The 24,298-nt window shown below is 43.9% G+C and carries 21 protein-coding genes; 9 read left to right on the top strand and 12 right to left on the bottom strand.

Annotation, left to right across the window (positions count from 1 at the left end; all coding sequences use genetic code 11):
* Positions 1 to 12 precede the first annotated feature (12 nt).
* Positions 13 to 909, top strand: coding sequence for a DNA glycosylase (locus AAFN85_RS22560; RefSeq protein WP_347529934.1), 897 nt, complete (start codon positions 13 to 15; stop codon positions 907 to 909).
* Positions 910 to 915: 6 nt separating this feature from the next.
* On the opposite strand, the gene AAFN85_RS22555 is transcribed toward AAFN85_RS22560, so the two are convergent.
* Positions 916 to 2,559, bottom strand: a complete 1,644-nt coding sequence (locus tag AAFN85_RS22555; protein ID WP_347529933.1) for a hypothetical protein — start codon at positions 2,557 to 2,559, stop codon at positions 916 to 918.
* Positions 2,560 to 2,817: 258 nt separating this feature from the next.
* Between AAFN85_RS22555 and AAFN85_RS22550 the strand changes: the two genes are divergently transcribed.
* On the top strand, positions 2,818 to 3,252 hold the full coding sequence (locus AAFN85_RS22550; protein WP_347529932.1) for a hypothetical protein: 435 nt from the start codon (positions 2,818 to 2,820) through the stop codon (positions 3,250 to 3,252).
* Between the two features lie 394 nt (positions 3,253 to 3,646).
* Here AAFN85_RS22550 and mnmE read toward each other — a convergent pair whose 3' ends face one another.
* Positions 3,647 to 5,014 carry a tRNA uridine-5-carboxymethylaminomethyl(34) synthesis GTPase MnmE gene (gene mnmE / locus AAFN85_RS22545; protein WP_347529931.1) on the bottom strand — a complete coding sequence of 456 codons (1,368 nt, stop codon included), beginning with the start codon at positions 5,012 to 5,014 and terminating at the stop codon, positions 3,647 to 3,649.
* 260 nt (positions 5,015 to 5,274) lie between these two features.
* Between mnmE and AAFN85_RS22540 the strand changes: the two genes are divergently transcribed.
* Both AAFN85_RS22540 and AAFN85_RS22535 read left to right on the top strand, forming a co-directional pair.
* Complete coding sequence (locus tag AAFN85_RS22540; RefSeq protein WP_347529930.1) at positions 5,275 to 6,333, top strand: nucleoid-associated protein; 1,059 nt, start codon at positions 5,275 to 5,277, stop codon at positions 6,331 to 6,333.
* Between the two features lie 79 nt (positions 6,334 to 6,412).
* Entirely contained in the window at positions 6,413 to 6,706 is a 294-nt protein-coding gene (locus AAFN85_RS22535; protein WP_347529929.1) for a hypothetical protein, read from the top strand.
* A 16-nt stretch (positions 6,707 to 6,722) separates the two neighbouring features.
* Here AAFN85_RS22535 and AAFN85_RS22530 read toward each other — a convergent pair whose 3' ends face one another.
* From AAFN85_RS22530 to proS, 4 genes are all read right to left on the bottom strand, one after another.
* Positions 6,723 to 7,517 (bottom strand): TIGR02757 family protein, encoded by a 795-nt coding sequence (locus AAFN85_RS22530; RefSeq protein ID WP_347529928.1) that lies wholly within the window; start codon positions 7,515 to 7,517, stop codon positions 6,723 to 6,725.
* Between the two features lie 115 nt (positions 7,518 to 7,632).
* The gene (locus tag AAFN85_RS22525; RefSeq protein WP_347529927.1) at positions 7,633 to 8,772 is read right to left on the bottom strand and encodes a cystathionine gamma-synthase; all 1,140 of its coding nucleotides are present in this window, start codon (positions 8,770 to 8,772) and stop codon (positions 7,633 to 7,635) included.
* A gap of 74 nt (positions 8,773 to 8,846) precedes the next feature.
* Entirely contained in the window at positions 8,847 to 9,362 is a 516-nt protein-coding gene (locus tag AAFN85_RS22520; protein ID WP_347529926.1) for a hypothetical protein, read from the bottom strand.
* A gap of 12 nt (positions 9,363 to 9,374) precedes the next feature.
* Positions 9,375 to 10,847, bottom strand: coding sequence for a proline--tRNA ligase (gene proS / locus AAFN85_RS22515; protein ID WP_347529925.1), 1,473 nt, complete (start codon positions 10,845 to 10,847; stop codon positions 9,375 to 9,377).
* 104 nt (positions 10,848 to 10,951) lie between these two features.
* Here proS and AAFN85_RS22510 point away from each other — a divergent pair, with 104 nt between their 5' ends.
* Complete coding sequence (locus AAFN85_RS22510) at positions 10,952 to 11,851, top strand: hypothetical protein (protein ID WP_347529924.1); 900 nt, start codon at positions 10,952 to 10,954, stop codon at positions 11,849 to 11,851.
* A gap of 27 nt (positions 11,852 to 11,878) precedes the next feature.
* Positions 11,879 to 13,372 (top strand): hypothetical protein, encoded by a 1,494-nt coding sequence (locus AAFN85_RS22505; protein ID WP_347529923.1) that lies wholly within the window; start codon positions 11,879 to 11,881, stop codon positions 13,370 to 13,372.
* Positions 13,373 to 13,462: 90 nt separating this feature from the next.
* On the opposite strand, the gene AAFN85_RS22500 is transcribed toward AAFN85_RS22505, so the two are convergent.
* Positions 13,463 to 14,872, bottom strand: coding sequence for a TlpA disulfide reductase family protein (locus tag AAFN85_RS22500; RefSeq protein WP_347529922.1), 1,410 nt, complete (start codon positions 14,870 to 14,872; stop codon positions 13,463 to 13,465).
* Positions 14,873 to 15,006: 134 nt separating this feature from the next.
* Between AAFN85_RS22500 and AAFN85_RS22495 the strand changes: the two genes are divergently transcribed.
* The gene (locus tag AAFN85_RS22495) at positions 15,007 to 16,791 is read left to right on the top strand and encodes a DUF885 domain-containing protein (RefSeq protein WP_347529921.1); all 1,785 of its coding nucleotides are present in this window, start codon (positions 15,007 to 15,009) and stop codon (positions 16,789 to 16,791) included.
* Between the two features lie 241 nt (positions 16,792 to 17,032).
* Here AAFN85_RS22495 and AAFN85_RS22490 read toward each other — a convergent pair whose 3' ends face one another.
* The 3 genes from AAFN85_RS22490 to kduI all read right to left on the bottom strand — a co-directional run bounded on the left by AAFN85_RS22490 (position 17,033) and on the right by kduI (position 19,657).
* Positions 17,033 to 17,812 carry a DUF4350 domain-containing protein gene (locus tag AAFN85_RS22490; protein ID WP_347529920.1) on the bottom strand — a complete coding sequence of 260 codons (780 nt, stop codon included), beginning with the start codon at positions 17,810 to 17,812 and terminating at the stop codon, positions 17,033 to 17,035.
* A gap of 168 nt (positions 17,813 to 17,980) precedes the next feature.
* The gene (locus AAFN85_RS22485; protein ID WP_347529919.1) at positions 17,981 to 18,796 is read right to left on the bottom strand and encodes an SDR family oxidoreductase; all 816 of its coding nucleotides are present in this window, start codon (positions 18,794 to 18,796) and stop codon (positions 17,981 to 17,983) included.
* Positions 18,797 to 18,826: 30 nt separating this feature from the next.
* The gene (gene kduI / locus AAFN85_RS22480; RefSeq protein WP_347529918.1) at positions 18,827 to 19,657 is read right to left on the bottom strand and encodes a 5-dehydro-4-deoxy-D-glucuronate isomerase; all 831 of its coding nucleotides are present in this window, start codon (positions 19,655 to 19,657) and stop codon (positions 18,827 to 18,829) included.
* A 245-nt stretch (positions 19,658 to 19,902) separates the two neighbouring features.
* On the opposite strand from kduI, the gene AAFN85_RS22475 reads away from it, so the two are divergent.
* On the top strand, positions 19,903 to 20,517 hold the full coding sequence (locus tag AAFN85_RS22475) for a YhcH/YjgK/YiaL family protein (protein WP_347529916.1): 615 nt from the start codon (positions 19,903 to 19,905) through the stop codon (positions 20,515 to 20,517).
* A gap of 102 nt (positions 20,518 to 20,619) precedes the next feature.
* Here AAFN85_RS22475 and AAFN85_RS22470 read toward each other — a convergent pair whose 3' ends face one another.
* The gene (locus tag AAFN85_RS22470; RefSeq protein WP_347529915.1) at positions 20,620 to 21,138 is read right to left on the bottom strand and encodes a lipocalin family protein; all 519 of its coding nucleotides are present in this window, start codon (positions 21,136 to 21,138) and stop codon (positions 20,620 to 20,622) included.
* A 111-nt stretch (positions 21,139 to 21,249) separates the two neighbouring features.
* Between AAFN85_RS22470 and AAFN85_RS22465 the strand changes: the two genes are divergently transcribed.
* The gene (locus AAFN85_RS22465) at positions 21,250 to 22,050 is read left to right on the top strand and encodes an NAD(P)H-binding protein (protein ID WP_347529914.1); all 801 of its coding nucleotides are present in this window, start codon (positions 21,250 to 21,252) and stop codon (positions 22,048 to 22,050) included.
* A gap of 72 nt (positions 22,051 to 22,122) precedes the next feature.
* Here AAFN85_RS22465 and AAFN85_RS22460 read toward each other — a convergent pair whose 3' ends face one another.
* Positions 22,123 to 24,297, bottom strand: coding sequence for a GH92 family glycosyl hydrolase (locus AAFN85_RS22460; RefSeq protein ID WP_347529913.1), 2,175 nt, complete (start codon positions 24,295 to 24,297; stop codon positions 22,123 to 22,125).
* Position 24,298 lies beyond the last annotated feature (1 nt).

Genomic DNA, 24,298 nt, shown 5'->3' with positions numbered 1-24,298 from the left:
TTTATTTGAACCATGAATAAAAAGGTGGAGATCGCTTTAACAGGCCTGTTTAGTACAAAAGAATGCCTATGGTTCCTGAACCGGGGATTTGACGATTGTATTTACAGGGTTTACCCCGATAAAGTACGCAGGGCATTTAAATTGGAGAGCGAAACGATGCTGGTTGATATTTACCTGAAACCAGGTAAGCTGCTTGTGGAATGGTTAAACGGAGAACCATCAGAGCAGGCCCTATCCTTCATGTTAAATTTTATTACTGATTGGTTTGATCTGGATACAGACCTCGAAGCTTTTTATAACGCGATCGCAAAAGATCAACAACTGGCCTATATGCCTGATGCTTTCCGGGGGCTGCGCTTTATCGGCATGCCCGATCTGTTTGAAGCCCTGTGTTGGGGGATTATTGGCCAGCAGATCAACCTTAAGTTCGCCTATACTATAAAGCGTAAATTGGTTGAAAAATATGGAGAGTATATTGATCATGAAGATGAACGATATTATGTTTTCCCAACACCAGCGCAACTTGCCGGTGCCGATATCAACGAACTTAAGCAATTGCAACTATCTACCAAAAAAGCCGAATATTTGATAACCATAGCTACAGCTTTTGCAAACGGAACGCTAAGCAAGCAGGTTTTATTTGAGCTGCCAGACTTTGATAGCCGGGTAAAGTTTTTGACAGGCATCCGTGGCATCGGGGTGTGGACAGCCAGCTATGCCCTAATGAAAAGTCTGAAAGAAAGATCATCCATACCTTATGGGGATGCCGGCCTGGTAAACGCGCTGATAGGGCACGGCATCATTACTAACAAGACCGATAAACAGGCCATCTCAGATTTCTTCAAAAAATTTCCGGGATGGGAATCGTATATCGTTTTTTACTTGTGGCGTAGTCTTGCTGTACAGTGATCAAAACTATTGATCAGCCAGAATAAGTGTTATCTTTTGATCTTTGGGTTTAATACGGTATAAACTTCCATTGGCTGTTTTTTCGATGGTTCCCTGCTTGGTCGATAACTTGTAGGTATGTCCATCAAACTCATATTCGGCGTTGTTATTATTCACATCGCGAAACGCGGTTTTAGCACCTTCGGCAACATGAAGATCAAGGAACCAATCATTAACCGGATTATTTTTCGCGGTGATGATAACGCTGCGCTCGTTCACAATGATTTCAAAAGCTCCCTTCTCTACCGGCCACGTGGTTAGCGCTGTTGTAGGGTTAATATTGGTAAAAACCGGATTGCCTCCTTCAACGGGTATTTCCTCTCCGTTTTTGTTCATCATCAACCTAAAACCTTCCGGTTGGCCGCGTTTCCCCCATTGAAAGCCATCAACCACAGGAAGTGTATAAAAGAAGCTTTGGTTAACGGTTGTTACATCTTTAAGATACTTATCAGGCACAGTTTCGTTAAACAGGTGGATATCAGCAATACGCATATTGCCGCCCTGCCAAAGCAGGTTGAGGCGGTAAAAGCGACTGTTGTACCAAATGGTTTTCTTATCGCTTTCGCCAAGGTCTTTACTTACTGCGAAGGTTGTAGACGGCGTTACTTTATAAGTTTTCTTAAACCACTCGCCCGAGGTTTTCATGGTTTCTACCCTTACTTTACCTTGTTGTTTTAATTGGGCAATGATAGGTATTTGCATTTCCAGCCCTTTTTGCATAGCAGGCCAGGTAAAAGAATTTTCCTGACCAGCCTGGGTGTAATTAAACCCAAGCGCGGGATCGTTAGTAAAAGTTTTGAAAAACCAATTGATCCATTGCTCATTACCACCGGCATAATCATAAACGGGTTCGAGAGTGGTTACCTTACCCCCATCTGCATATTGCCTTATCGGGTCGCTGCCTAACATCCTGAAAACAGGAACCGGCAGTTGTTTTTCGGCATGCTGGGCTGGCATATAGGCGTTAATCCTGCTGGGGTAATAGGCCTGGTTCCAGTAGCCTCCCCAAAGGGTAAAACCATCGGTACCTACCTGGTCTTTACAATTGGCCGATGCCACGATCTTATATTTATCATACATGTAATTCAGCGAGTGCGCATCAATAACCCATGAAGCTACCGAGCGCGGATAGTACCCGAAAACCTTTTTAAAATCAGCAAAATATACATCGATGATCTTTTCACGCTCGGCAGGTGTATAACCAACCGAAAAGCCTACGTCCGAATGCCAGTCCCACGCATATTTGCCACGCCATTTGATACCGGCCTTTTCAATAAGCGGCTGCGGAAGTTCCCACCAGGCACCTATTTCAAACTCACCGGCGGGCAGGGTTTTAAGCAACTGTTGATAGCGTTTATCTATCAGCGCATCGTACTGAAGCAAAAACGTACCGCCTAAATGATATTGCTTCATCAGTTTTATCTGGCTTACCACGGTTTTGTAAAGTACATCTTTGGTGATGCTGCTATCCCGCGGTTCGATATCACGAATGAAGTTTACGATGTTGACAATCCGGGGGGATGGCTGCTTTTGCTGCGCGAGGGAGTGGGAAACTGGCAAGAGGGTAACTATTACCAGGAGAATTAATTGCAGGATAGTTTTTTTATTCATGGGGAGGATAACCTGTGCAGCCGCAACAGTCAAAAAATTGGTTATCCTCAAATTTAATCACATAAGTTGATCCAACCGTCACCAACTATCCTGATGATCATAAGTGCTCTTATCCCGTTTTTAATTTATTGACACCAGAATACTTCCATAGAAGGAGACTCAATATACTGATTGTTTACACCTCGGTTTTAAACAATTACAATCCCCTGAAAATTCTCTCCTAAAGCATCCCGAACTTTGAGAGTTTAGAACAGTAACATGTCAGACAAAAAGAACCTGAAACTCAGCAATCACCTACTTGCCTTCCGGAAACACATGGACAGGCTGGTTGTCTTTAACAACGAAGAATGGGCCGTGCTTTGTAGCCATTTATATTTGAAGAAGCTGAATAAAAAACAACATTTCGCCATAGATGGTGAAATATGTGACGATCTGGGCTTCGTTATTTCCGGCTCATTACGGTTTTATTATGTCAAAGACGGAGAAGAGATCACTGGTTACTACAGCCCCAATAATAGGTTTATCAGTTCGTACAAAAGTTTCATCAGAAGGAAAGCAAGCACCTTAGCCATACAGGCAGTGCATAATTTGCTGCAAAAACGGGTAACGGTTGTCTTCGCAACGAACACGTTTCCGCATTGCTCACAGAGCCTGCTCAAGGTAAAATTTGAGCTCATTACATTTAATTTTTAATCTCTAAAAAAATTCGAACAATACAATTTCCGATCGGGGGAAATTACCCAACTTAAATAATTGACTTTAAGATATTTAACAAACAGTGGAGAAATTACTGGGGACTTAACCACTGATATTTTTCTTAAAAATCATCAGTAGTAATTTCTCTAATTACCCCAGAATCAAGGGTCGTTTAAGGTATAAAAGCAGTCATAAGCATCCATAAGCGACATAATCTCCCCTCAATTTTTCACATCCTCAAAAAATTAATTTTGAGAACCATTTGAGAACCAAATTTACGAAAAACGAGGGCAATTATCCAAGAACACGGACAAGTAGAAATGGCATAAGTTATTAACAATGAATGGATTATATTTCCTGAGTTGTCACTTTCTGTCAGGGCTTTTCAGGGTCACTTGCCGATACAAAACTTACTAAATATATTCTCCAGCAAATCATCAGTAGTAACAACCCCTACTATCTCGCCAAGATAATGCAATGCCTGCTTTATATCCATCGATAAAAAGTCGGAAGTAATGCTACCATCAATGCCTCCCAATACCCTTACCAGCGCTTCTTCAGTTTTCTGCAAAGCTTCAAGGTGGCGGATATTGGTTACCAATGTTTCATCGCCGCTTAGTTGATCTTTTATAGCAGATGAATAGACCTTATGCTTCAATTCGTCAATATGGCGTTTTTCTTTGGCCGAGATGATGACCGCCCTATCTGTATGAGGCAAAGCAGATAACTGTTCCGGATTAAGCAGATCGGCTTTGTTAGCTACTACCAGCATAGTTACACCTGGTTTTTGCAGGCTTTCGATATCTTTATTTAGTTCTTCTATCGTGATCTCGGCAGCATCAAAAACATAGATCAATAGCGCCGACTGGCTGATCTTTTCCATCGTACGCTGCACACCAATTTGCTCAATAGCATCAGTAGCTTCGCGGATACCGGCAGTATCTATCAGCCTGAAATTAATGCCTTGAATATTCAGCACCTCTTCAATCGTATCCCTTGTGGTACCGGGAATGTGACTTACAATAGCCCTTTCCTCATTCAACAACGCGTTTAGCAGGGTTGATTTACCGGCATTGGGGCGCCCGGCAATTACGGTGTTCACACCATTTTTGATCGCGTTACCTAACTCGAACGAGTTGATCAACCGACCAACAACCTTAGTTATCTCGTGGATAAGGTGTTTTAACTGATCGCGGTTGGCAAACTCCACGTCCTCTTCGGCAAAATCAAGTTCGAGTTCAATCAGCGAAGCAAAGTTTACCAACTGCTCCCTAAGGCCTTGTAACTGGCTGCTGAAGCCACCTCGCAGCTGTTGCAAAGCTACCTGTTGCGATGCTTTGGAATTAGATGCTATCAAGTCGGCCACAGCCTCGGCCTGGCTCAAATCCAATTGCCCGTTCAGAAATGCCCTCAGCGTAAACTCGCCCGGCTTAGCAGAACGCGCGCCTTTTTTAATGAATAGTTTAATGATGCTTTCAATAATATACCCCGAGGCATGGCAGGAGATCTCCACCACATTCTCGCGGGTGTATGACCGCGGACCAACAAACAATGAAACCAGCACCTCATCCAAAATCAAATCGCCATCGGCAATGCTGCCGAAGTGAATGGTATGTGATGCCTGCTTAGTTAAATCCTTGCCCTTAAAAACACTATTGGCAATAGTGATGGCATCAGGCCCCGAAAGGCGGATCACGGCTATGGCACCAACACCGCTCGGTGTGGCAAGGGCTACTATGGTATCAGTATTATCTGTCATTTGCTTTCGCGTCATTAGGTCATTAAGTCATTGGCTTAGCTGGCGGCCTTACAAATGATATATCGCAAAAGTAAAACAAAATCTTATCAACCCGACGCGCACTCACTACGAACTACTTTTCAATGACCTAATGACGCGCAGCAAATGACCTAATGGCCGAAACAATGACGCGCAGCAAATGACCTAATGACTAAAATCAATGACCTAATGACGCGCAAGCAAATGACCTAATGACCAAAAAATGTTACCTTCGCAGCACTATGGTAACTTTTTTTGAAGCTTCGCTCGAAACTATTTCGGTACATCATGTAGGCAATCAAACTCAGGAAGAAATGTATGCGCTTTCGGATCAATCCATTGAATTAAAGGACGAGATCATCCCCAACCTGTTGATGCAATATTTTCTGAAACCGTTTGAGAAAGCTAATGAAGTTTACCACCTGATGCACAGCAGTGGCGACCTGGCTTTGAACGAGTTGCATCATTTTGCTACCCAGATATTTGATGACAATACCAAATTTCACGAGGCATCGCAACAGATAGCCCGTCACCTGTACAAGGTTACCAATCACCCCAATATTAAAGGCGGCGAGCTTTATGTAGTGTATTTTAAGCAGGTTCAAATTGAAGGTAACCCACTGGATACCATTGGCATCTTTAAATCAGAAAATAAAGAAACTTATCTAAAAGTATTCCCGGATCAGGGCGGTTTCCAGGTTGATTATGAGCAGGATGCTATCAACATCAATAAACTGGATAAAGGCGTACTAATATTCAATATTGAAAAAGAGAATGGTTACAAAGTAGTTGTGGTTGACAAAACCAATGGCGGCCAGGAAGCTGCACGTTATTGGAAAGATGAGTTTTTACAACTCAAGATCCGTAACGACAGTTTTAACCAGACCAATAACACGCTGGGCATCTATAAAAACTTCATCACCGAAAAAATTGATGACGAGTTTGAAATGAGCAAGGCTGACAAGATCGATCTTCTGAACCGTTCGATGAAGTATTTTAAAGAGAAGGAAACTTTTGATATGGAAGAGTTTTCGAACGAGGTGATTGGCAACGAGCAAGCCATCGAATCGTTCAAGAATTTCAAAAACCAATACGAGGAGGAGTTTGACAGCCCCATTGCCGATAATTTTGTGATATCCGAAAACGCGGTTAAAAAACAGGCCCGCGATTATAAAAGCGTGTTAAAGCTTGATAAAAACTTCCACATTTATATCCATGGCGATAAAGAACTGATTGAGAAGGGTTTTGATGATGGCCGGTCGATGAATTATTATAAGGTTTATTTTAAGGAGGAGGCGTAACCACAGAAATAGCAGATAGTGAATAAACCTTTGTTTTTTGTCGACGTCATACCCTCAAACAAAAAATAAACTTAATCACATGTCTGCCTTAAAAAATTCTATTCTATCGCTTTTAATTCTGTTGATACTTTCAGGTTGTAGTGTAACGCATTATGCCATTGGGATGAGCGAAAGCCAATTCAGAAATTCCGAAAAATACAATTTACAGTTAGTTGAAGAAACATCGCAACACACAGTTTACAGGCGAATAGCAGCCCAGGATGCGCAAATGAAACCATTGTCGTACTATTACTATTACTTCAACAACGGAGTATTGACGCGTACACAACTTATCGAAGCTCCCAAACCAGATGTTGTACTATTAAGCAAGTAATTTCAGGTGCGTTTCATTAAAACTGCACACCCCAACGCTCTTCAATCCCCAAACCAAACAAAGCAAAATCATATTTTACCGGATCGGTCGGGTCAAACTCCCGCAGCCTTTCGGTTAGCTCAACTGCGGTTTGCCAGTCGGTTTGTTTTCGGTTAATGAGGTTTAGCTTGCGCGATACCCTATCCACATGTAAATCAAGCGGACAGATCAAGTCAGCAGGTTTAATGCGGTTCCAGATGCCAAAATCAACGCCGTTATCGTCAATGCGCACCATCCAGCGTAAAAACATATTTAAGCGTTTACAGGTAGATTTTTGTGAAGGAGATGATACATGCTTTTTTGTACGATGAGGAAAATCGGGCAACGAAAAAAAGTATGAGCGGAAATAGTTAAGCGCATTTTCGGCCAATATCCTTTTTTGTTCCCCTTTCAGGGAGTTGGAGGGCATAAACGCATCCTCCAGCGACTCAAACCGTTCATAATGCTGCCTGAAAAACGCGATAAAATACAAGGTATCTACATCATTAAAGGTGCGGTGCTTAAAATGCAGCAGCTTTTTCAGATCAGGTTCTTCGTGATTGATAATAAAATCATAAGGTGCACCATCCATCAGGGCAATCAGTTCCTTACATTTTTTGATGATGGTAACCCGCTGCCCCCAAGCCAGGGTAGCCGCCCAAAAGCCCATGATCTCGACATCCTGCTTTTGGCTAAACATATGCGGGATAGTCACCGGGTCGTTCTCAATAAATTCGGGGCGATTGTATTGTGCAACTTTAGCGTCGAGGAAGGCTTTGAGGTTTTCGGTCATTAGGTATTTACCAAAACGTCATTGCGAGGTACGAAGCAATCCCAAACGATACAGGGCGAACCTGCAAATCGGGGATTGCTTCGTACCTCGCAATGACGATAGTTTTTAATTTATATTAGCTCAGTGCCTGTTTAATATCCTCCAACAAATCCTCTATATCCTCCACCCCTACACTTAAACGCAGCAAGTTATCAACCACTCCAGCCTTTTCACGTTCAGCCTTAGGGATCGAGCCGTGGGTCATACTCACCGGGTGGTTGATCAATGATTCAACGCCACCTAACGATTCAGCCAGCGAGAATACTTTAAATGACGAGGCTATGCGGAAAGTTTCCTGCAAGTCTGCACCTTTTAATACGATAGAGATCATGCCGCCAAAATCGCGCATTTGTTTTTTGGCGATATCATGGTTAGGATGGTCAGTAAAACCAGGCCAGTAGATCTTTTCAACTTTAGGATGATCCTTTAAAAACTCGGCTATCAACCTGCCATTTTCGCAATGGGCTTTCATGCGCAGGTGGAGGGTTTTGATACCACGTAGCACCAAGAAGCTATCCATAGGCCCCGGAGTGGCACCGCAGGCATTATAAATAAACCAAAGCCTTTTATAAAGTTCTTCGTCGTTCAGCATCAGTGCGCCCATAACAACATCGCTATGGCCGCCTATGTATTTAGTTACCGAATGCATTACAATATCGGCACCCAGATCGATCGGGTTTTGCAGGTATGGCGAGGCGAATGTATTATCTACCACAAAAAGTAAATTCTTCTCTTTAGTGATCTTACCTATCGCTTCCACATCAACAATGCGCATAGTTGGGTTGGTAGGCGTTTCTATCCAAACCAGTTTGGTTTTATCGTTAACATGGGCACGAACAATTTCCGGATTTGACAGATCCAAAAAATGAAATTTAACGCCATAGTTCGCAAATACCTTGGTAAATATCCTGTACGAACCACCGTACAGATCATTGCCGGTTATCACCTCATCGCCCGGCAAAAGTAGTTTCATCACCGCATCCGTAGCGCCCATACCGCTCGAAAAAGCCAAACCGAATTTGGCATTCTCCAAAGCGGCCAAACAATCTTCCAAAGCCTTACGGGTTGGGTTGGTGCCGCGCGAATACTCATAGCCTTTATTATCCCCCGGCGATTTTTGCCAATAGGTTGATGTTTGATATATCGGCGTCATGATAGCGCCAGTTGTTGGATCGGGCTCCTGCCCTGCGTGTATTGCTTTAGTTGCGAATTTCATACCCCCTTACCCCCTAAAGGGGGAATTTGGAATGCGTTTCATCCCCTGCAATGAAACCGGTTTATATTTAATCCTTAGGGAAGGATTTTTTCATTTTCGATAACAGAAGCGTTATTTAACAAAAGATCAATGCCGTTTTGCATTACATCTGCTAATGCATTGATCTCTTCGTCATTAAAAACAGGGGCAGGATCTTCCGCCCAGTAACCATCACTTCCGTTAAACAATTTCTCGTAAACAGAATCTCTGTTTTCATTCTTTACATCTCCTATAAACTGAAGTTTTATTGACTCTGAAATATCTGTAAACAGATTCCACAAATTCAAAAATTCGTTACAGTCAAATTCAGAATAAGGATCGATCAGCCATTGCTGTAATTGATATACGTTGTAATTGGTTATCTCAGTATCAGCATAACTTATGTTTTTCTGCCAAAACTGTTTTAACCCCACCTCCGTTTTAAATGCAATTATTTTATGATCATCATTAACCAAAACCCCATCAATCTCATCACTGATCCATATGATGTACCATTGATAAAATTTAAAGTCGAGGCGAATGGCATAATAATTATCTCCTGCTAAATGCATTCTGCCTGAAGCCTAATATGCACGCGCAAACAACACCCGCTGCGTCGATGGCTTACCGGTTAAAATACACTTCCCTTCCTCCTGCTTATTATCCAAAGGTATGCAACGGATTGTCGCCTTAGTTTCCTCTTTTATTTTTTGTTCTGTTTCGGATGTGCCGTCCCAGTGCGCGCTCAGGAACCCTGGTTGCTCATCAAGCATGCGTTTAAATTCGTCCCAGGTATCAACCTCGGTAGTGTTTTCAGCACGGAAATCGAACGCTTTTTTGTAGATATTATTCTGGATCTCTTCGAGCAGGCTTTCAATTTTGCCGGCAAGCCCTTCCTGTGTAGTGGTCTCCTTAGTTTTGGTATCCCTGCGGGCCAGCTCAACGGTACCGTTCTGCATATCGCGGCTGCCTATAGCTACACGCAACGGCACGCCTTTCAGTTCGTACTCGGCAAATTTAGCGCCCGGGCGGTGCGTATCGCGGTTATCAAACTTAACCGAAATGCCTTTGGCCTTAAGCTCTTTTTTTAACCCATCAACATAAGCGCTGATATTGTCAAGCTCTTCCTGGTGCTTATAAATCGGCACAACAACTACCTGTATAGGTGCCAGTTTTGGAGGCAATACCAAACCTGCATCGTCACTATGCGCCATGATCAACGCGCCTATTAAACGGGTTGATACACCCCATGAGGTAGCCCAAACGTGCTCTATTTTATTTTCTTTATTGGTGAACTTTACATCAAAAGCTTTGGCAAAATTCTGCCCTAAAAAGTGCGACGTACCTGCTTGCAAGGCTTTACCATCCTGCATCAAAGCCTCAATGCAATACGTATCCAAAGCACCGGCAAAACGCTCGTTAGCAGTTTTACGGCCTTTTACAACCGGTAACCCCATCCAATTTTCGGCAAAATCGGCATATACATTCAGCATCTGCTCGGTTTCGGCTATCGCTTCTTCGGCAGTAGCATGGGCTGTGTGGCCCTCCTGCCATAAAAATTCGCTGGTACGCAAAAACAAACGGGTACGCATTTCCCAGCGCATTACGTTGGCCCATTGGTTAACCAGGATAGGTAAATCTCGGTATGACTGGATCCAGCCTTTGTAGGTGTTCCAGATAATGGTTTCGGATGTTGGACGGATGATCAGCTCTTCTTCCAGCTTGGCCTCTTCATCAACAATAATATTGCCTTCGCCATCATTTTTTAGGCGGTAGTGCGTAACAACGGCACATTCTTTAGCGAAACCATCAACGTGGCTGGCCTCTTTACTGAAAAATGATTTGGGTATTAAAAGCGGGAAATAAGCATTGCTATGCCCTGTATCTTTAAACATCCCGTCAAGCACTGCCTGGATCTTTTCCCATATCGAATATCCGTAGGGTTTAATGATCATGCAACCTCTAACCGGCGAATACTCGGCCATGTCAGATTTAATTACTAAGTCATTAAACCATTGCGAATAATCTTCGTCTTTACTTATAACACCTTTGCTCATATTGTTTGGATAGAATTAACACCTATATAATTAGTTGTATATTGCTGCCAAATTTATAAATTTAAAACTTATTTGAACTTGAACTTTTTACTTACCTGCTTATTATGAAACGGTATATCGCAATTGGAATAATCACTATCGGTGCCATGGCGCTGAGTTCCTGCTCAACCAGCAAGCTTGCATCAAACCAAAGTAATGACAATGTCTATTTTTCTGACGCGAAGGCGGGCGATGAACCTGTTTACGCTCAGCAACCAGCATACAACCAAACTCCTGTTGCCGATGATGGTTACAGCGATGACGACGACGATTATTTTTATTACGATGATTACTCATCGCGCATAAACCGTTTCAGCTATTACTCGCCTTTTAGCTACTATGATGATCTTTATTACGGTTACAATACCTACCCTTACTACGGCGGCGGTTATGGCTACGGCCCTTACGGCTACGGAGGCACCGGCTATGGCTACTACGGCGGAAGCTGGGGACTTGGCGGCTGGGGCTATGGTCTTGGTTATGGTTTAGGCTGGGGTGGCTATTACAATGGCTGGGGATACGGCGGCTATGGCGGTTACTATGGCGGCGGATACGGATATGGTGGCGGCGGCTATTATGCAGGCGGTTATTCTTCATCAGGTACAGCACGCCCTAACCGCGGTACCGGCAACCCATTTGCAAATCGTTTAGTACCACGCGTTGCCACTAACACCATTTCGTCGGGCATAGGTTATATACCAGGTGGCCGTAACGGCAACAGAGGTAACAATAACGCTTACAACAATGGCGGCAATAACAACAACAACGGTACCCGCTACGCTCGCCCGGCCCGTACCGATGCAGCGCCAAGCCGTGATAACCAACCTGTTTACAGGCAACCACAGGTTGATCGTGCACCGCAACCATCTTATACTCCATCATCTTCGTCATCAAGCTCGGGCGGTGGCTCACGCAGTACCGGCAGCAGCAGTGGCGGCGGTGGCGGACGCCCTTCAAGACCTTAAACCTAAATTTGTATTTACCTGAATTTTATGAAAATAAAATATTTACTAAGCGTAATTGCTATAGTAGCAATTACTAAAGATAGCTTTGCGCAATATTCGCAGGATGCCATCCGGTTTTCTACGTTTCAAACCGGGTCTACAGCACGCATAAAAGCCGTTGGTAACGCAGGTACGGCTATTGGTGGCGACCTCAGTTCGGTAAGTGGTAACCCGGCAGGTCTGGGCTTCTTCACCCACTCGGAAGTGAGCATAACCCCCGAATATGATAACTCGAAAATAAGCTCAAGCTTTTTTGGCCAGGCCGGTAAAGCCAATCGCGGCGACGTGAATATGAGTAATGCAGCCATAGTATTTTATCAGCAATTAAATACCGCCCGCGGGCGCGATAAAGGTAAAGGATGGCTTAGTATCAACTACGGTGCAGGTTATAGCCGCACCAACAATTATTACGAAAACATTAGCTACGGCGGCCAAAACGCTACCAGTTCAATATCTGATTATTACGCGGGCATTGCCAAACGCGAAGTTGCACAATACGGCAGTGTTAACCCTGATGGGCTTGATGGCTGGGCTTATGACCATGTATTGATAGATAACTTTGGTCCGGCTAATAATCCGGACTCCTACCAGAGTACTGTAAATGTACCTGTAAGGCAATTAGCAGGCATTAGCCGTACAGGCGGACAATCAGAATTTAACCTTTCGATGGGAGCCAACTACAGCAATAAATTGTACATCGGTTTAGGCCTGGCAATCACCGATCTTAGATATAATTCGGACGCGGCTTTTACTGAAAGCGGCAATGCTAACGTTATCGAGAACGGCCCATCATCGCCATTCACTTCAACCTTTGTGCAGTCACAAACCACCCGCGGTTCCGGCTTCAATGCTAAACTGGGCTTGATTTACAAACCGGTACAGGCACTGCGCTTAGGTTTTGTGTTCACCACTCCTACTTTTTATAGCATCGACGACTCGTACTCAGAAGGACTTGCTACAAGGTACACCGGCGCGGCCAGCTATGAAAACCATGTGGCCCAACCTTACCAGTTAACCTACACCCTACGCACACCATTAAAAGTGGCAGGCGGTGCTTCGGTATTTATTGGCAAATACGGTTTTATAACAGGCGATGTTGAATATATAGATTATACAACAACCCACCTGAGCAGTAATGATAGCTATACCGCAGATGGGGATAACGCTGATATCAAATCACTTTACCGCTCAACTGTAAACCTGCACGTAGGTGCCGAGATCAACGTAAACAGCCTGGTTTACCTGCGCGGTGGTTATAGCCAACAGGGCAATCCGTTTAAAGATCGCAGCATTGGTCAGGATACCAAAACAGTGACCGGCGGTATTGGCCTTCGTTTCGGCAACTATTTTGTTGATGCCACTTACGCCCATATAAACGGCAAGCAAACTATTTTCCCTTACGAGGTTGGTGATAACAGTCCAGCTGCTCATCTCAATAAAAATAACAATAACGGCTTCCTTACTTTAGGATACCGCTTTTGACCGTTGATTGGAATGATTACGCTGATTGCGTTGATTTTTTTTAACAGCCTTTTTGCTTTGCAAAAAGGCTGTTTTGTTTTATTCCTTTACTTAGATTTTATCTAATTCCTCTTTGCGCAGCATACTTGCTCGCGGAAGATAATTATTAACTACGATACCATTTTTATCGATCAGGACGCTTCGCGGAGGGGCCGAGAGATTATATCGTCTGAGTAATTCGTTATAATCAGACTTTTGGCTATACAGGTTGATCATCTGTAAATTATACTTTTTCGAATCGCGCAGCCAGGCTTCCTTGTCCGAATCGAAACAAACATTAATAACTACAAGCTTTTTGTTTTTATACTCGTTGTATAATTTGTTCTCGTCAGGAAACTCAGCTTTGCAAGGGCCGCACCAAACTGCCCAAAAGTTAACGATAATGGTATTGCCCAAATAATCATTTAATGAAACAACCTTTCCATTAATATCAGTAAGCTTCATTGCCGGGGCACGTTTACCGATGCGTGGCGCGCCCAGTTTTATCTGCACCAACGAATCAAACGCAAGCTTTCGCTCCGGTTGTTTAAATTGCAAAGTTGTTATTAAGCTGTCGTAACTTAATTTATTTGCCCGGTATAGTTTCCCTAAGTCGAGCATCAAACTAACATCGCCAATATCGGTTCGGTGATATAACTTATCAATGGCATAAATTGGGCCCGACATGCCTTCTAATTTGAGCAAACGTGCCTTGTGCCCGAAATAATCGTTAATGCAATACAAATAGGTACTGTTTAAAACCATATCCGTATCTCGATTAACCTGTTTCTCAAAATCATAATAAGATTTATCTACGCTGATGGGCTTGCCGCCATAAAACTCCTTTGACACCAGGGCATTCGACAAAAGGAAATATTGGTTATATAGCAAACGCCTACGCTCATGAGGTTTAAACCAATCGGGCAAATCGTCCTTGTAATCATCAAGAAATTTCAAACGGGTTTTCGTGATCGAATCTGCCTTAGCCGGGAATAAATTCCAATCGGTAAGCCTATCGCTTGCAGCGTAATAAGCCCGTGTTTCTTGACTGTAGTGGCCTAAAAACTTGTGATATGCCTGGTAGTAATTGTTTTCGTTTGCAAACGAACCGCTGAACACAAGATTTTGCTTTTGCTTATCCAGTCCCTTTATTTCGCAGGTTACCCTACCACCCGGCGCATTATAAACTTCAAAGCTGTTATTTACATCAACAAAATCAGGAAAATTATAGGTTAGCGAAATACTATCTGTTTTACCGGGAGCAATTGTAATCGTATCTCTAAACTCCTGGTATGGAAACCAGTTAAAGAATAAATAGCCCAGTTTAATTTGATCTGGAGTTGAATTGATAAATATTACATTCCCCGCCCTACCCTTTAAATCAACATATTGTTTATTCAGCAGCATACCTGGGCTGGTTTGCGCTTCAACATATTTATAGGTTGATAAGCATATTAAAACAAATAGGATTAGTTTCTTCATAGCTATCAACTAAATTATTAGTTATATATCAATAATACAACTCTTTCCTGTTTTAAATTTATTAGGATATACCTGTCGACCTTATTTACTTGTTATAAAAACTTACCTTGCATCTGGTAAATAAAATACACATCATGAACACACATTTACTTAAAATAAGCGGCACCATGCTTTTACTGGCCGCTGTATGTTTCAATTCCCAGGCCCAGCAATCGGCCGAAACAAAGGCCTGGGTAGCCAAATCGAACGAATACACCAAGATCATTATCGAGCTTGATAAAAAATACTCGCCCGAGTATGGTTCATCGCAAGGTTTGGCCGAGTATGATAAAGACATCGCTATACCAACCCTCCAAAACATCAAAGCCGAACGCCGCGATGAAGAGGCCGTTGTAGCCAAGCTTACCGAAGCGCTTAAAACCGAGCAAAACAATTTTATAAAGCAGGATATCAATATCATCATTACGCATTTGAAATTGGGTTTCCGCCAGCAGGATTTTGAACTGGGCAGACAGGTACCCTTTTTAAACGCGGCATCAACCGTTTACAGCGGATTAGAAACTTTACTTGATGACCAAACACCCGAGGCACGCCGTCAATCAGCCTTAATGCGCATCCGTAAATATGCAGGATTGGAAAAAGGGTATAAACCTCTGGCCGACATTTACAAAGAGCGTGTACAGCAGCAAATGGCCGGTAAAAACATGATCTATCCATCCAAACAACGCATGGAAACGGATCTATCCCGCAATGCCAGCATCATAAGCGGTATTGCCGAGCTTTGTACCAAATACAAGGTAACCGGTTGGGAGCAACCTTACGCTGCGCTCAAAAAGCAATTGGAGGCTTATGATGTATGGACCAAAGCCAATGTTTTACCTAAGGCCCGTACCGATTTCCGTTTGCAGCCAGAAGAGTACGCCATGAACCTCGAGTCGTACGGCATCGATATCCCTCCGGCTAAAGTTGCAGAAATGGCACACGCCCTGTTCAAAGAACTTCAGGACGAGATGAAACCAATTGCAGAGCAGATAGCTAAAAAGCGTAACCTGAAATCGAGCGATTACCGCGATGTGATCCGCGAATTAAAGAAAGAGCAGATCCATGGCGATTCGATCATTCCGCTTTACGAACAGCATTTAAAAGATATTGAGGGCATCATCCGTGAGCATCAATTGGTTACCTTGCCAACCCGTCCGGCCATTATCCGCTTAGCCTCGGCTGCCGAGACTGCGCAAGGCCCCGCCCCGCACATGGTGCCGCCACCGTTTTTAAATAATACCGGTCAGCGTGGTGTATTTGTGTTACCGTTAAATATGCCAGCATCACCCGGTGAAAAAGCTACCGATAAATACGATGATTTTACCTTCGATGCCGCCTCGTGGACCATCATAGCACATGAAGCAAGGCCAGGCCACGAATTACAATTTGATAAAATGGTTGAAGAAGGCGTATCACAAGCCCGCGCCTTATATGCTTTCAACTCCACCAACGTAGAAGGCTGGGGATTGTATTCTGAATATATTACCCGTCCGTATATGCCGTTAGAAGGTCAGTTAGTATCGTTAGATTATCGTTTATTAAGAGCAGCCCGAGCCTTCCTCGATCCGGAGTTGCAGGCAGGTAAGGTTACCCAACAGCAGGCATTAGATGTACTGATGAATGATGTGGTACAATCCCGTGCCTTTGCCCGCCAGGAAGTTGAGCGCTATACCATTAACGCTCCCGGCCAGGCCAACAGCTATTTTTATGGCTTTACTAAGATGATAGCATTGCGCAAGGATACCGAAGCAGCTTTAGGCAGTAAATTTAACGCGCTGCATTTTCATGATTTTATCCTATCGCAAGGGATTTTGCCGCCGGCGTTGATTCGCGAGGCGGTGATGAATGAGTTTGTACCGAAGGAGAAAGAGTTGTAAATAAACCTTTAAACAAAAAAGCCGGATGTCGAAAGCATCCGGCTTTTTTGTTTGTTACCCTTTTTTGTCATTTCGACGAAACGTGTGCGGGGAAAGCGGGCCTGGGTGAGGAGAAATCTTCTAGGCCCTGCCTGCAAACTAAACATAGCGGCTATGCATGGCGTATAAGATTTCTCTTTCGCCCCCCACGCTCACTCCCACCGCTGCTCTATCGAAATGACATTTTTATTTTTTTCTCAACTCACTTCTTCGCCTGCTTTAGCAACCACCCAGCAATATCATTTGCCGCCTTATCATTCTCATACCCCGCAGGCAAACGACCATTTACATATTCATTATACAACCAGGGGTCGCCCACTGCAACTACAGTACCTTTTCCGTATTTAGTTGAAGCAATAATTACTGCCCCATCTTTGTTTTTAAGCACAGGGACAGCGGTATTACTTAAACTAATTGAACAAGCATCTTTCATAAAAACCTTAGTCGCGGTTTTTAATACAGGATTGTTTTTTATATAGATAGCCCCATCCTCAAAATGGGCATCATCAATCACATGGTTTTGCAGATCATTATTAAAATGCATCCCGAATTTGGCCGCAAGGTTATTAAAATGCGGCAACTCTACATTCGCGCTATCGTTAGCCATCAACAGTAGCACCCCTCCTTTTTTAACCCAGGCTGATATATTTTCAATATCATCTTCGATGATATAATTAGGTTTCGGGCTTTCTTTTTTGGTGTCCGGATCAACAATAATATAAACAGACGAACTTTTCAGGTTATCTAAAGTAGGCATCGCGTCGAGGGTATCCAGTTTGGCACCATGGCTTTTAAACGCATCACCGAAGATCTTGAAACCATTGTTATCCGTTTCATCCCACAGGTAATGAAAACGCTCGGGTTGCCCGTTTTTGCCCTTATGTACTTCGTGGTTGAAGTAGTAATCGAGCGTAACGGTTTGGGCGCTTGCTGCGAAACCTGCGAGGATGAATAGGGCTGTTAATGGTGATTTGAGTTTCATGATGATAACTTTTCTTTATTCCCTCCCTCGGGAGGGGTGCGGTTGGTAAGCGCGGTAGCAGGGAGGGGTTTGTGCGCCTTGTTAATTCAATATGCATAGCGATGAAACCCCTCCCTACACCCTCCCAAGGGAGGGAATCGCGCAAGCCCACGCTTTTTTATTCAGTATTTATACTCCTCCAAAAATCGAAAACCCGCCATCCACGCAGATCATGGATCCGGTTACAAATGCCGAAGCATCGCTAAGCAACCATACCAGCGCACCTTTTAGTTCATCAGCCTGGCCGAAGCGTTTAAAGGGTGTCTGTTTGATCACCAGTTCGCCGCGTTGGGTGTAGCCGCCTTCGGGTTTGGTGAGCAGGTTACGGTTTTGTTCGGTGAGGAAAAAACCGGGGGCAAGCGCGTTCATGCGGATGCTATCGCCATAGCGGTTGGCCAGTTCAACTGCAAACCATTGGTTATAGCAATCAACTGCGGCTTTGCCCATGTTGTAGCCCAATACCTTGGTAATGGCACGTTTGGAGTTCATGGAAGAGATGTTAACGATGCTCCCTTTGCCCGTTTTGGCAATAGCCTCGCCAAACACCTGCGTAGGGATCAGCGTGCCCCAGGTGTTAAGGTCCATCACTTTTTTCATGCCGTCGATGTTCATTTTGAAAATGTCATCGTCGGGTTGTAAAACACCTTCGGGCATGTTGCCACCGGCGCCATTCACCAGGCCGTCTATCCTGCCGAATGCAGCCAGCAATTTATCTTTGGCGGATACCAGTTCGGCTTCGCTCATTACATCGGCAACCAAAGCTATGGCTTTACCGCCTGCCTCGTTTATCGCGTTAGCACGTTCTTCGGCTACCTGTGCGTTTCGGCCTAAAATGCCAACCGCGCCGCCAGCTTCAACTATGCCATCAATAAACGCTTTACCTAATATGCCTGTTCCGCCGGTTACTACTATTACTTTACCGGCTAATGAAAATTGATTATCCACTTAAATTATATTTTTCGGGTTGATGTATTGTTATTTCAGATCAGCTATCGCGATGGCATCCATATCGGTATAATCAAGGTTCTCGCCAGCCATACCCCATATAAAGCTGTAACTGGCCGTACCACTACCCGAATGGATGCTCCATGGCGGTGATACTATGGCATCGTAATTATCCATGGTTACGTGACGGGTTTCATTCCCTTCGCCCATATAATGGAAAATCTTTTGCCCGGCAGGTACGTCGAAATAAAAATAAGCTTCCATGCGCCTGTCGTGCACGTGAGCCGGCATGGTGTTCCAAACGCTGCCTTCGTGCAGTATGGTTAAACCCATCACTAGTTGACAGCTTCGTACGCCTTCCAGGTGGATATATTTATTGATGGTACGTTTATTGGCAGTTGCCGATGAACCTAACTCAACTTTTACAGCATCGGCATGAGTAAGCAATGTGGTTGGGTAAACCGCATGAGCAGGTGACGATAAAAAGTAAAACACAGCAGGGTTAGCCTGATCAACGCTTTCAAAAGTTACACTTTTAGTGCCTTTACCAATATAAACACAATCCAGTTTATTTGCTTCAAAAACTTGTCCGTCAGCTTTGATCACGCCCGGACCAGCCACGCTGATAATACCGATCTCGCGGCGCTCCAGGAAATACTTTGCACGCAGGTTTGGATAATTTGGTAACTCCAGTACTTTGCTCACAGGATTAGCCATGCCTACTATCATCCTGTCGTAATGAGTGTAGGTGCAGTTAAGTTCATCAGGCTGTACCTGTTTATCTATCAAAAAACGTTCACGTATGGTAGTGGTATCGTAGCTCTTAAAGTCCGACGGGTGGACAGCGTGTAATGTTTTCAAAGCGAAATATTGTTAGCAATAATTGATTAAATAAGTACAAGTCTACAATCTAAAAAAGGATTAAAAAAGGGCTTTTATTGTTATTTTCACTCTAACGTTATAGTAATTAGCCTTTCAAAGCTCCCGTAAATCTGTTAACTCTAACGTTTTAGTAAATATTTAAGGTGATAGACGAAGTTTTGAAGGTTTAAGCTTGTATAATTGACATTGAAACGGCCCTACATCAACCAAAACTACCTTTTATTATGAAACAATTATCAGCTTACAAATACGCAGCGGTACTTGCTGTATTTCTATTTTCGGCAAGCTTAGCTTCCGCGCAACAAACGGATTGGACGGCCAAAAGCGCCAAAACCTGGGTTAAGGGCCGGGCATGGGCAAACGGCCTAAAACTCAAACTCAATTCATCAACCAACAACATCGAATTTGCTAAACGATACGCAGCTAATAAAGCCGCATGGGATAAAGCATTCGATTTTTTGCGTGAACGCGACCTTAACCAATTAGCCCCGGGCAAATACCCCATCGATGGCGACAACGCGTATGCATCGGTTACCGAAGGCCCGTCAAAAGAGTTTGACCAATCGGCCTGGGAATCGCACCAAAACTATATCGATCTACAATACGTGATCAATGGCAAAGAAAAGATCGGTGTTGCCCCTATAGAAAGTTTAACAGTTACCAAACCCTATGATGCTGCTAAGGATGGCGCTAATTACAGCGGCGAAGGCAAGTATTATGTAGCTACTCCTGATGAGTTTTTCCTGTTTTTCCCGGCAGATGGGCACCGGCCTAATATTAAGGTTGATGGGTATGATAAGGTTAAGAAATTGGTTATTAAGATAAGGGTGGCGAAATAACCACTAAATGTCATTGCGAGGGACGAAGCAATCGCACGGAAGCAAATCCGCCCTGTATAGCATGCGATTGCCACGCTATCGCTCGCAATGACATATTTTAAATCACCCCTGCACCGTCCTCTTCAACTTCCTAACATCAAAGCCTTGACTGGCAGCCTGCGCCACCAATTTATTATAGATCTGCTCATCCAGTGTTGATCTCCGGCTCAAGATCCAAAGATATTTACGATTTGGATGGCCAACCATGGCATAACTGTAATCATCGCCCAAAGCTATGATCCAGTATTTGCCTTTAAAAGGCCATTGAAACTGCACATCCAATTTGGCGTTGCTGGTTTTATCGGCCACGTATGCCCGGCCTTCGGCAATTTTTATTTTGTTATCCTTAATGCACCTGTTTTTAACGATGACGCCACCGTCAGCGGCCAATCCATATGCAGCCGAAGTAAAAGTACAACCCGACTCGAACCAGGCCGGCAAAGCGGCAATCTCGAACCAGGCACCAACATACTTCTTCAAATCTACATAAGGCACAGTTGCAAGCGGTTCGCACCGCAACGACTGAACCGTTAGGGCAGCTAAGCCCAATGCTACAGAACCTGCAATGATCTCTTTCTTCATAAATCAATAACGCCCGGTACACCTAAAAAGTTTAAGCGAAGGGCTTATAAATGGCAACCAAACAGCATATCAATATTTAATTACCTTTGCGCCAAAGCATTATTTTACAATATGCCCAATAAAACAAACATCAGTATTTTAGGCTGTGGCTGGTACGGCAGCGCATTGGCAAAGGCATTTATTGCCGATGGCTTACAGGTAAAAGGATCAACCACTTCGTCCGCCAAACTGGATGAACTGGCCGCTATCGGTATTAAACCATACCTTGTTAATTTTTTGCCCGGCGAGGAAACTTACGATACTGATTTTTTTGATTGTGATGTGTTGTGGATAGCTATTCCACCCAAAAGTCGCGGCGGGGAGGGTGCTGTTTTCATTGATAAGATAAGAGGAATCATCAATGCTATAAAACGGCATGCTGTGCAAAAAGCAGTATTTATTAGTTCGACAGGTGTTTATGCTGATAGCAACCAGCATGTAAATGAAACCACCGATCCGCAACCGAATACAGAGGCAGGCAGGATCCTTTTTGAGGCCGAAAACCTTTTCCGTGAGGAGGCGGGTTTTAAAACTACCATCATCCGCTTTGCGGGGCTAATAGGCCCTGCACGTGATCCGGGTAGATTTTTTGCCGGTAAAAAGGATATTCCGAATGGGGATGCGCCTGTAAACTTGATCCATTTGGATGACTGCATCGGCTTAAGTAAAGCGATATTAGCGGGAGATGCGTTTGGTTACTTATTTAACGGATGCGCGCCCGATCATCCAACGAGGGCTGATTTTTATACTAAAGCGGCCATTCAATCCTCGTTTGAAAAGCCGGAATTTATCAGGGAGTTAAAGGAGTGGAAAATTGTAGAGAGCGTGAATGTTGGGCAGGTTCTTGACTACGAGTATAAGGTTTCATTGTAAGAATTAATAACGATTGTCATTTCTCACTACCGCGGGTTTAGCGATAGCGTAACCCGCGGCAGATTATTTTTTTTAATTAAACACCGGCTTCTTCGCCTTATCTCCCATCACAAACACCAATTTACCCCCACCCATAATATCCTTATGAGTGATGTAGGGCTTAGTATAAATCTTCCCGTTTAAACTAATACTCTGCACATATTTATTAGCTGCCGATAAATTCCGGGCTTCAATTACAAAACGCTTACCTTCGGGCAAAGCGATGCTTACCTTATCCAATAACGGCGCGCCAAAAACGTAATGTCCATCCGCAGGGTTAACTGGATAAAAACCCATCGCCGTAAAAATATACCAGGCCGACATTTGTCCGCAATCATCATTTCCGGAAAGACCATCGGGTTTATCGATATAAAATTCATCAGCAATCCGCCTTACTAACTCCTGTATTTTAGCGGGGTTCCCGGCAAGCGTGTATAAATAAGCCACATGATGATTAGGCTCATTGCCATGAGCGTATTGACCTATCAAGCCTGTAACATCCAATGTCGATCCTTTTCCAAACACTTTCGAATCCATAGTAAACAGCGAATCCAGCTTTCCCGAAAAAGCTTTTTTACCGCCCATCAATTTAATCAAACCGGGGATGTTATGCTGTACCTGCCAGGTATATTGCCAGGCATTACCTTCGGTATAATCACCACCGATGGCCAGCTGTCCGCTATCAAGCTTAGCAAAAGGTTGTACCCAATCGCCGTTTGATTTACGGCCACGCATCAGGCGGGTACTTTTATTAAACAGGTTATTATAAAATTGGGAGCGTTTAGTGAAATATTGGTAATCGGCTGTTTTATTTAAAGATTTGGCTAATTGAGCAGCGCACCAGTCATCATAAGCAGCCTCTAAAGTTCGGGAAACGGCTTCGCGGGGAACGGTGTCTGATGGCAGGTAGCCGTAACGTGTGTACAGGCTCCAATCGTATTTTGGGTTTTTATTTTGGGTGAGGGTGGTTTTTATCGCCGCGAAAGCCTTTTGTTCATCAAAGCCTTTAATGCCTTTTAAAGCGGCATCAACAATTACCGGTACGGCATGATTACCGATCATGGCATAGCTTTCTTTGCCCCAAAGTGTCCAAACGGGCAGCATACCGGCAACATCAAAGTGCTGGAGCATGGTATTTACCATCTGTCCGGCTTTATCAGGGCAGATGATGGTGTATAGCGGATGCGCCGCCCGGTAAGTATCCCAAAGCGACAATGTTGAATAAAACACCTTATCATTTGAACGGTGCACCAAGCCATCAGCACCGCGGTATTGCCCATCAACATCCGCAATATTATTAGGTTGAATAAGGGCATGATAGAGGCTGGTATAAAAAGCGGTCTTCGCGCTTGCAGAACCTTCGGCTTTTAACTTGCTGAGGTTGGTTTCCCAAATCTTCGCAGCCTCTGTTTTTATCTGATCGAAGGTCTTGTTTTGCGTTTCGGCGAGTAGGTTTTTACGGGCACCGGCTATGCTTACTCCCGAAATCCCGACTTTAGCATCCAGCGTTTCTCCGGGTTTAACGTCAAAATCCAATATCAAACGGCGTTTGTTCTCTCCGTCAATAAAATGATATCCGCTGATGGTGTGATTGAAAGTAGCGGTAAAGTAAACTTGTTTATCCACCCATTGGCTTGAAAAAGCATAACCACTGATGGTGGTTTTGCTATCTATTTTAATCTTTCCTTCAGATACATGTTCAATGAGTTGCTCTGCACTTTCAACCAGGCCGCTTTGCATATCAACCAGCAAATGTGCTTTACCGGGCTTAGTAAATGTGTATTTATGCACCCCCGTATGGGCGGAAGCCGTAAGTTGTGCTTTGATATGATTATCGCTTAAAAGTACTTCATAATAACCGGGTGATGCTTTTTCATTTTTGTGCGAGAAGCTGCTTTGAAACTTTTGAGGATCGTTACCCTGAAACGGGAAGAATAACACATCCCCAAGGTCGACGCCACCGGTACCGCTTAAATGTGTATGCGCAAAACCTGTGATCACCGTGTCTTCATAACGATATCCCGAACTGTAGTGCCATCCGAAATTACCTGTTTCGGGACTTAGCTGCACCATTCCAAACGGAACTGTTGCCCCCGGAAAAGTATGGCCGGTTGCCGAGGTACCGATAAATGGGTTTACGTATTTACCATACTGAGCATTGGCAAATTCGGCAGATAAAAGCAGAATAATAGTTATCAATTTCTTCATA

The organism is Mucilaginibacter sp. CAU 1740, assembly GCF_039839285.1.
In the GTDB taxonomy this organism is placed as follows: domain Bacteria; phylum Bacteroidota; class Bacteroidia; order Sphingobacteriales; family Sphingobacteriaceae; genus Mucilaginibacter.
The sequence above is the reverse complement of the archived record's forward strand: the minus strand, read 5'-3'. Positions and strand labels throughout refer to the sequence as shown.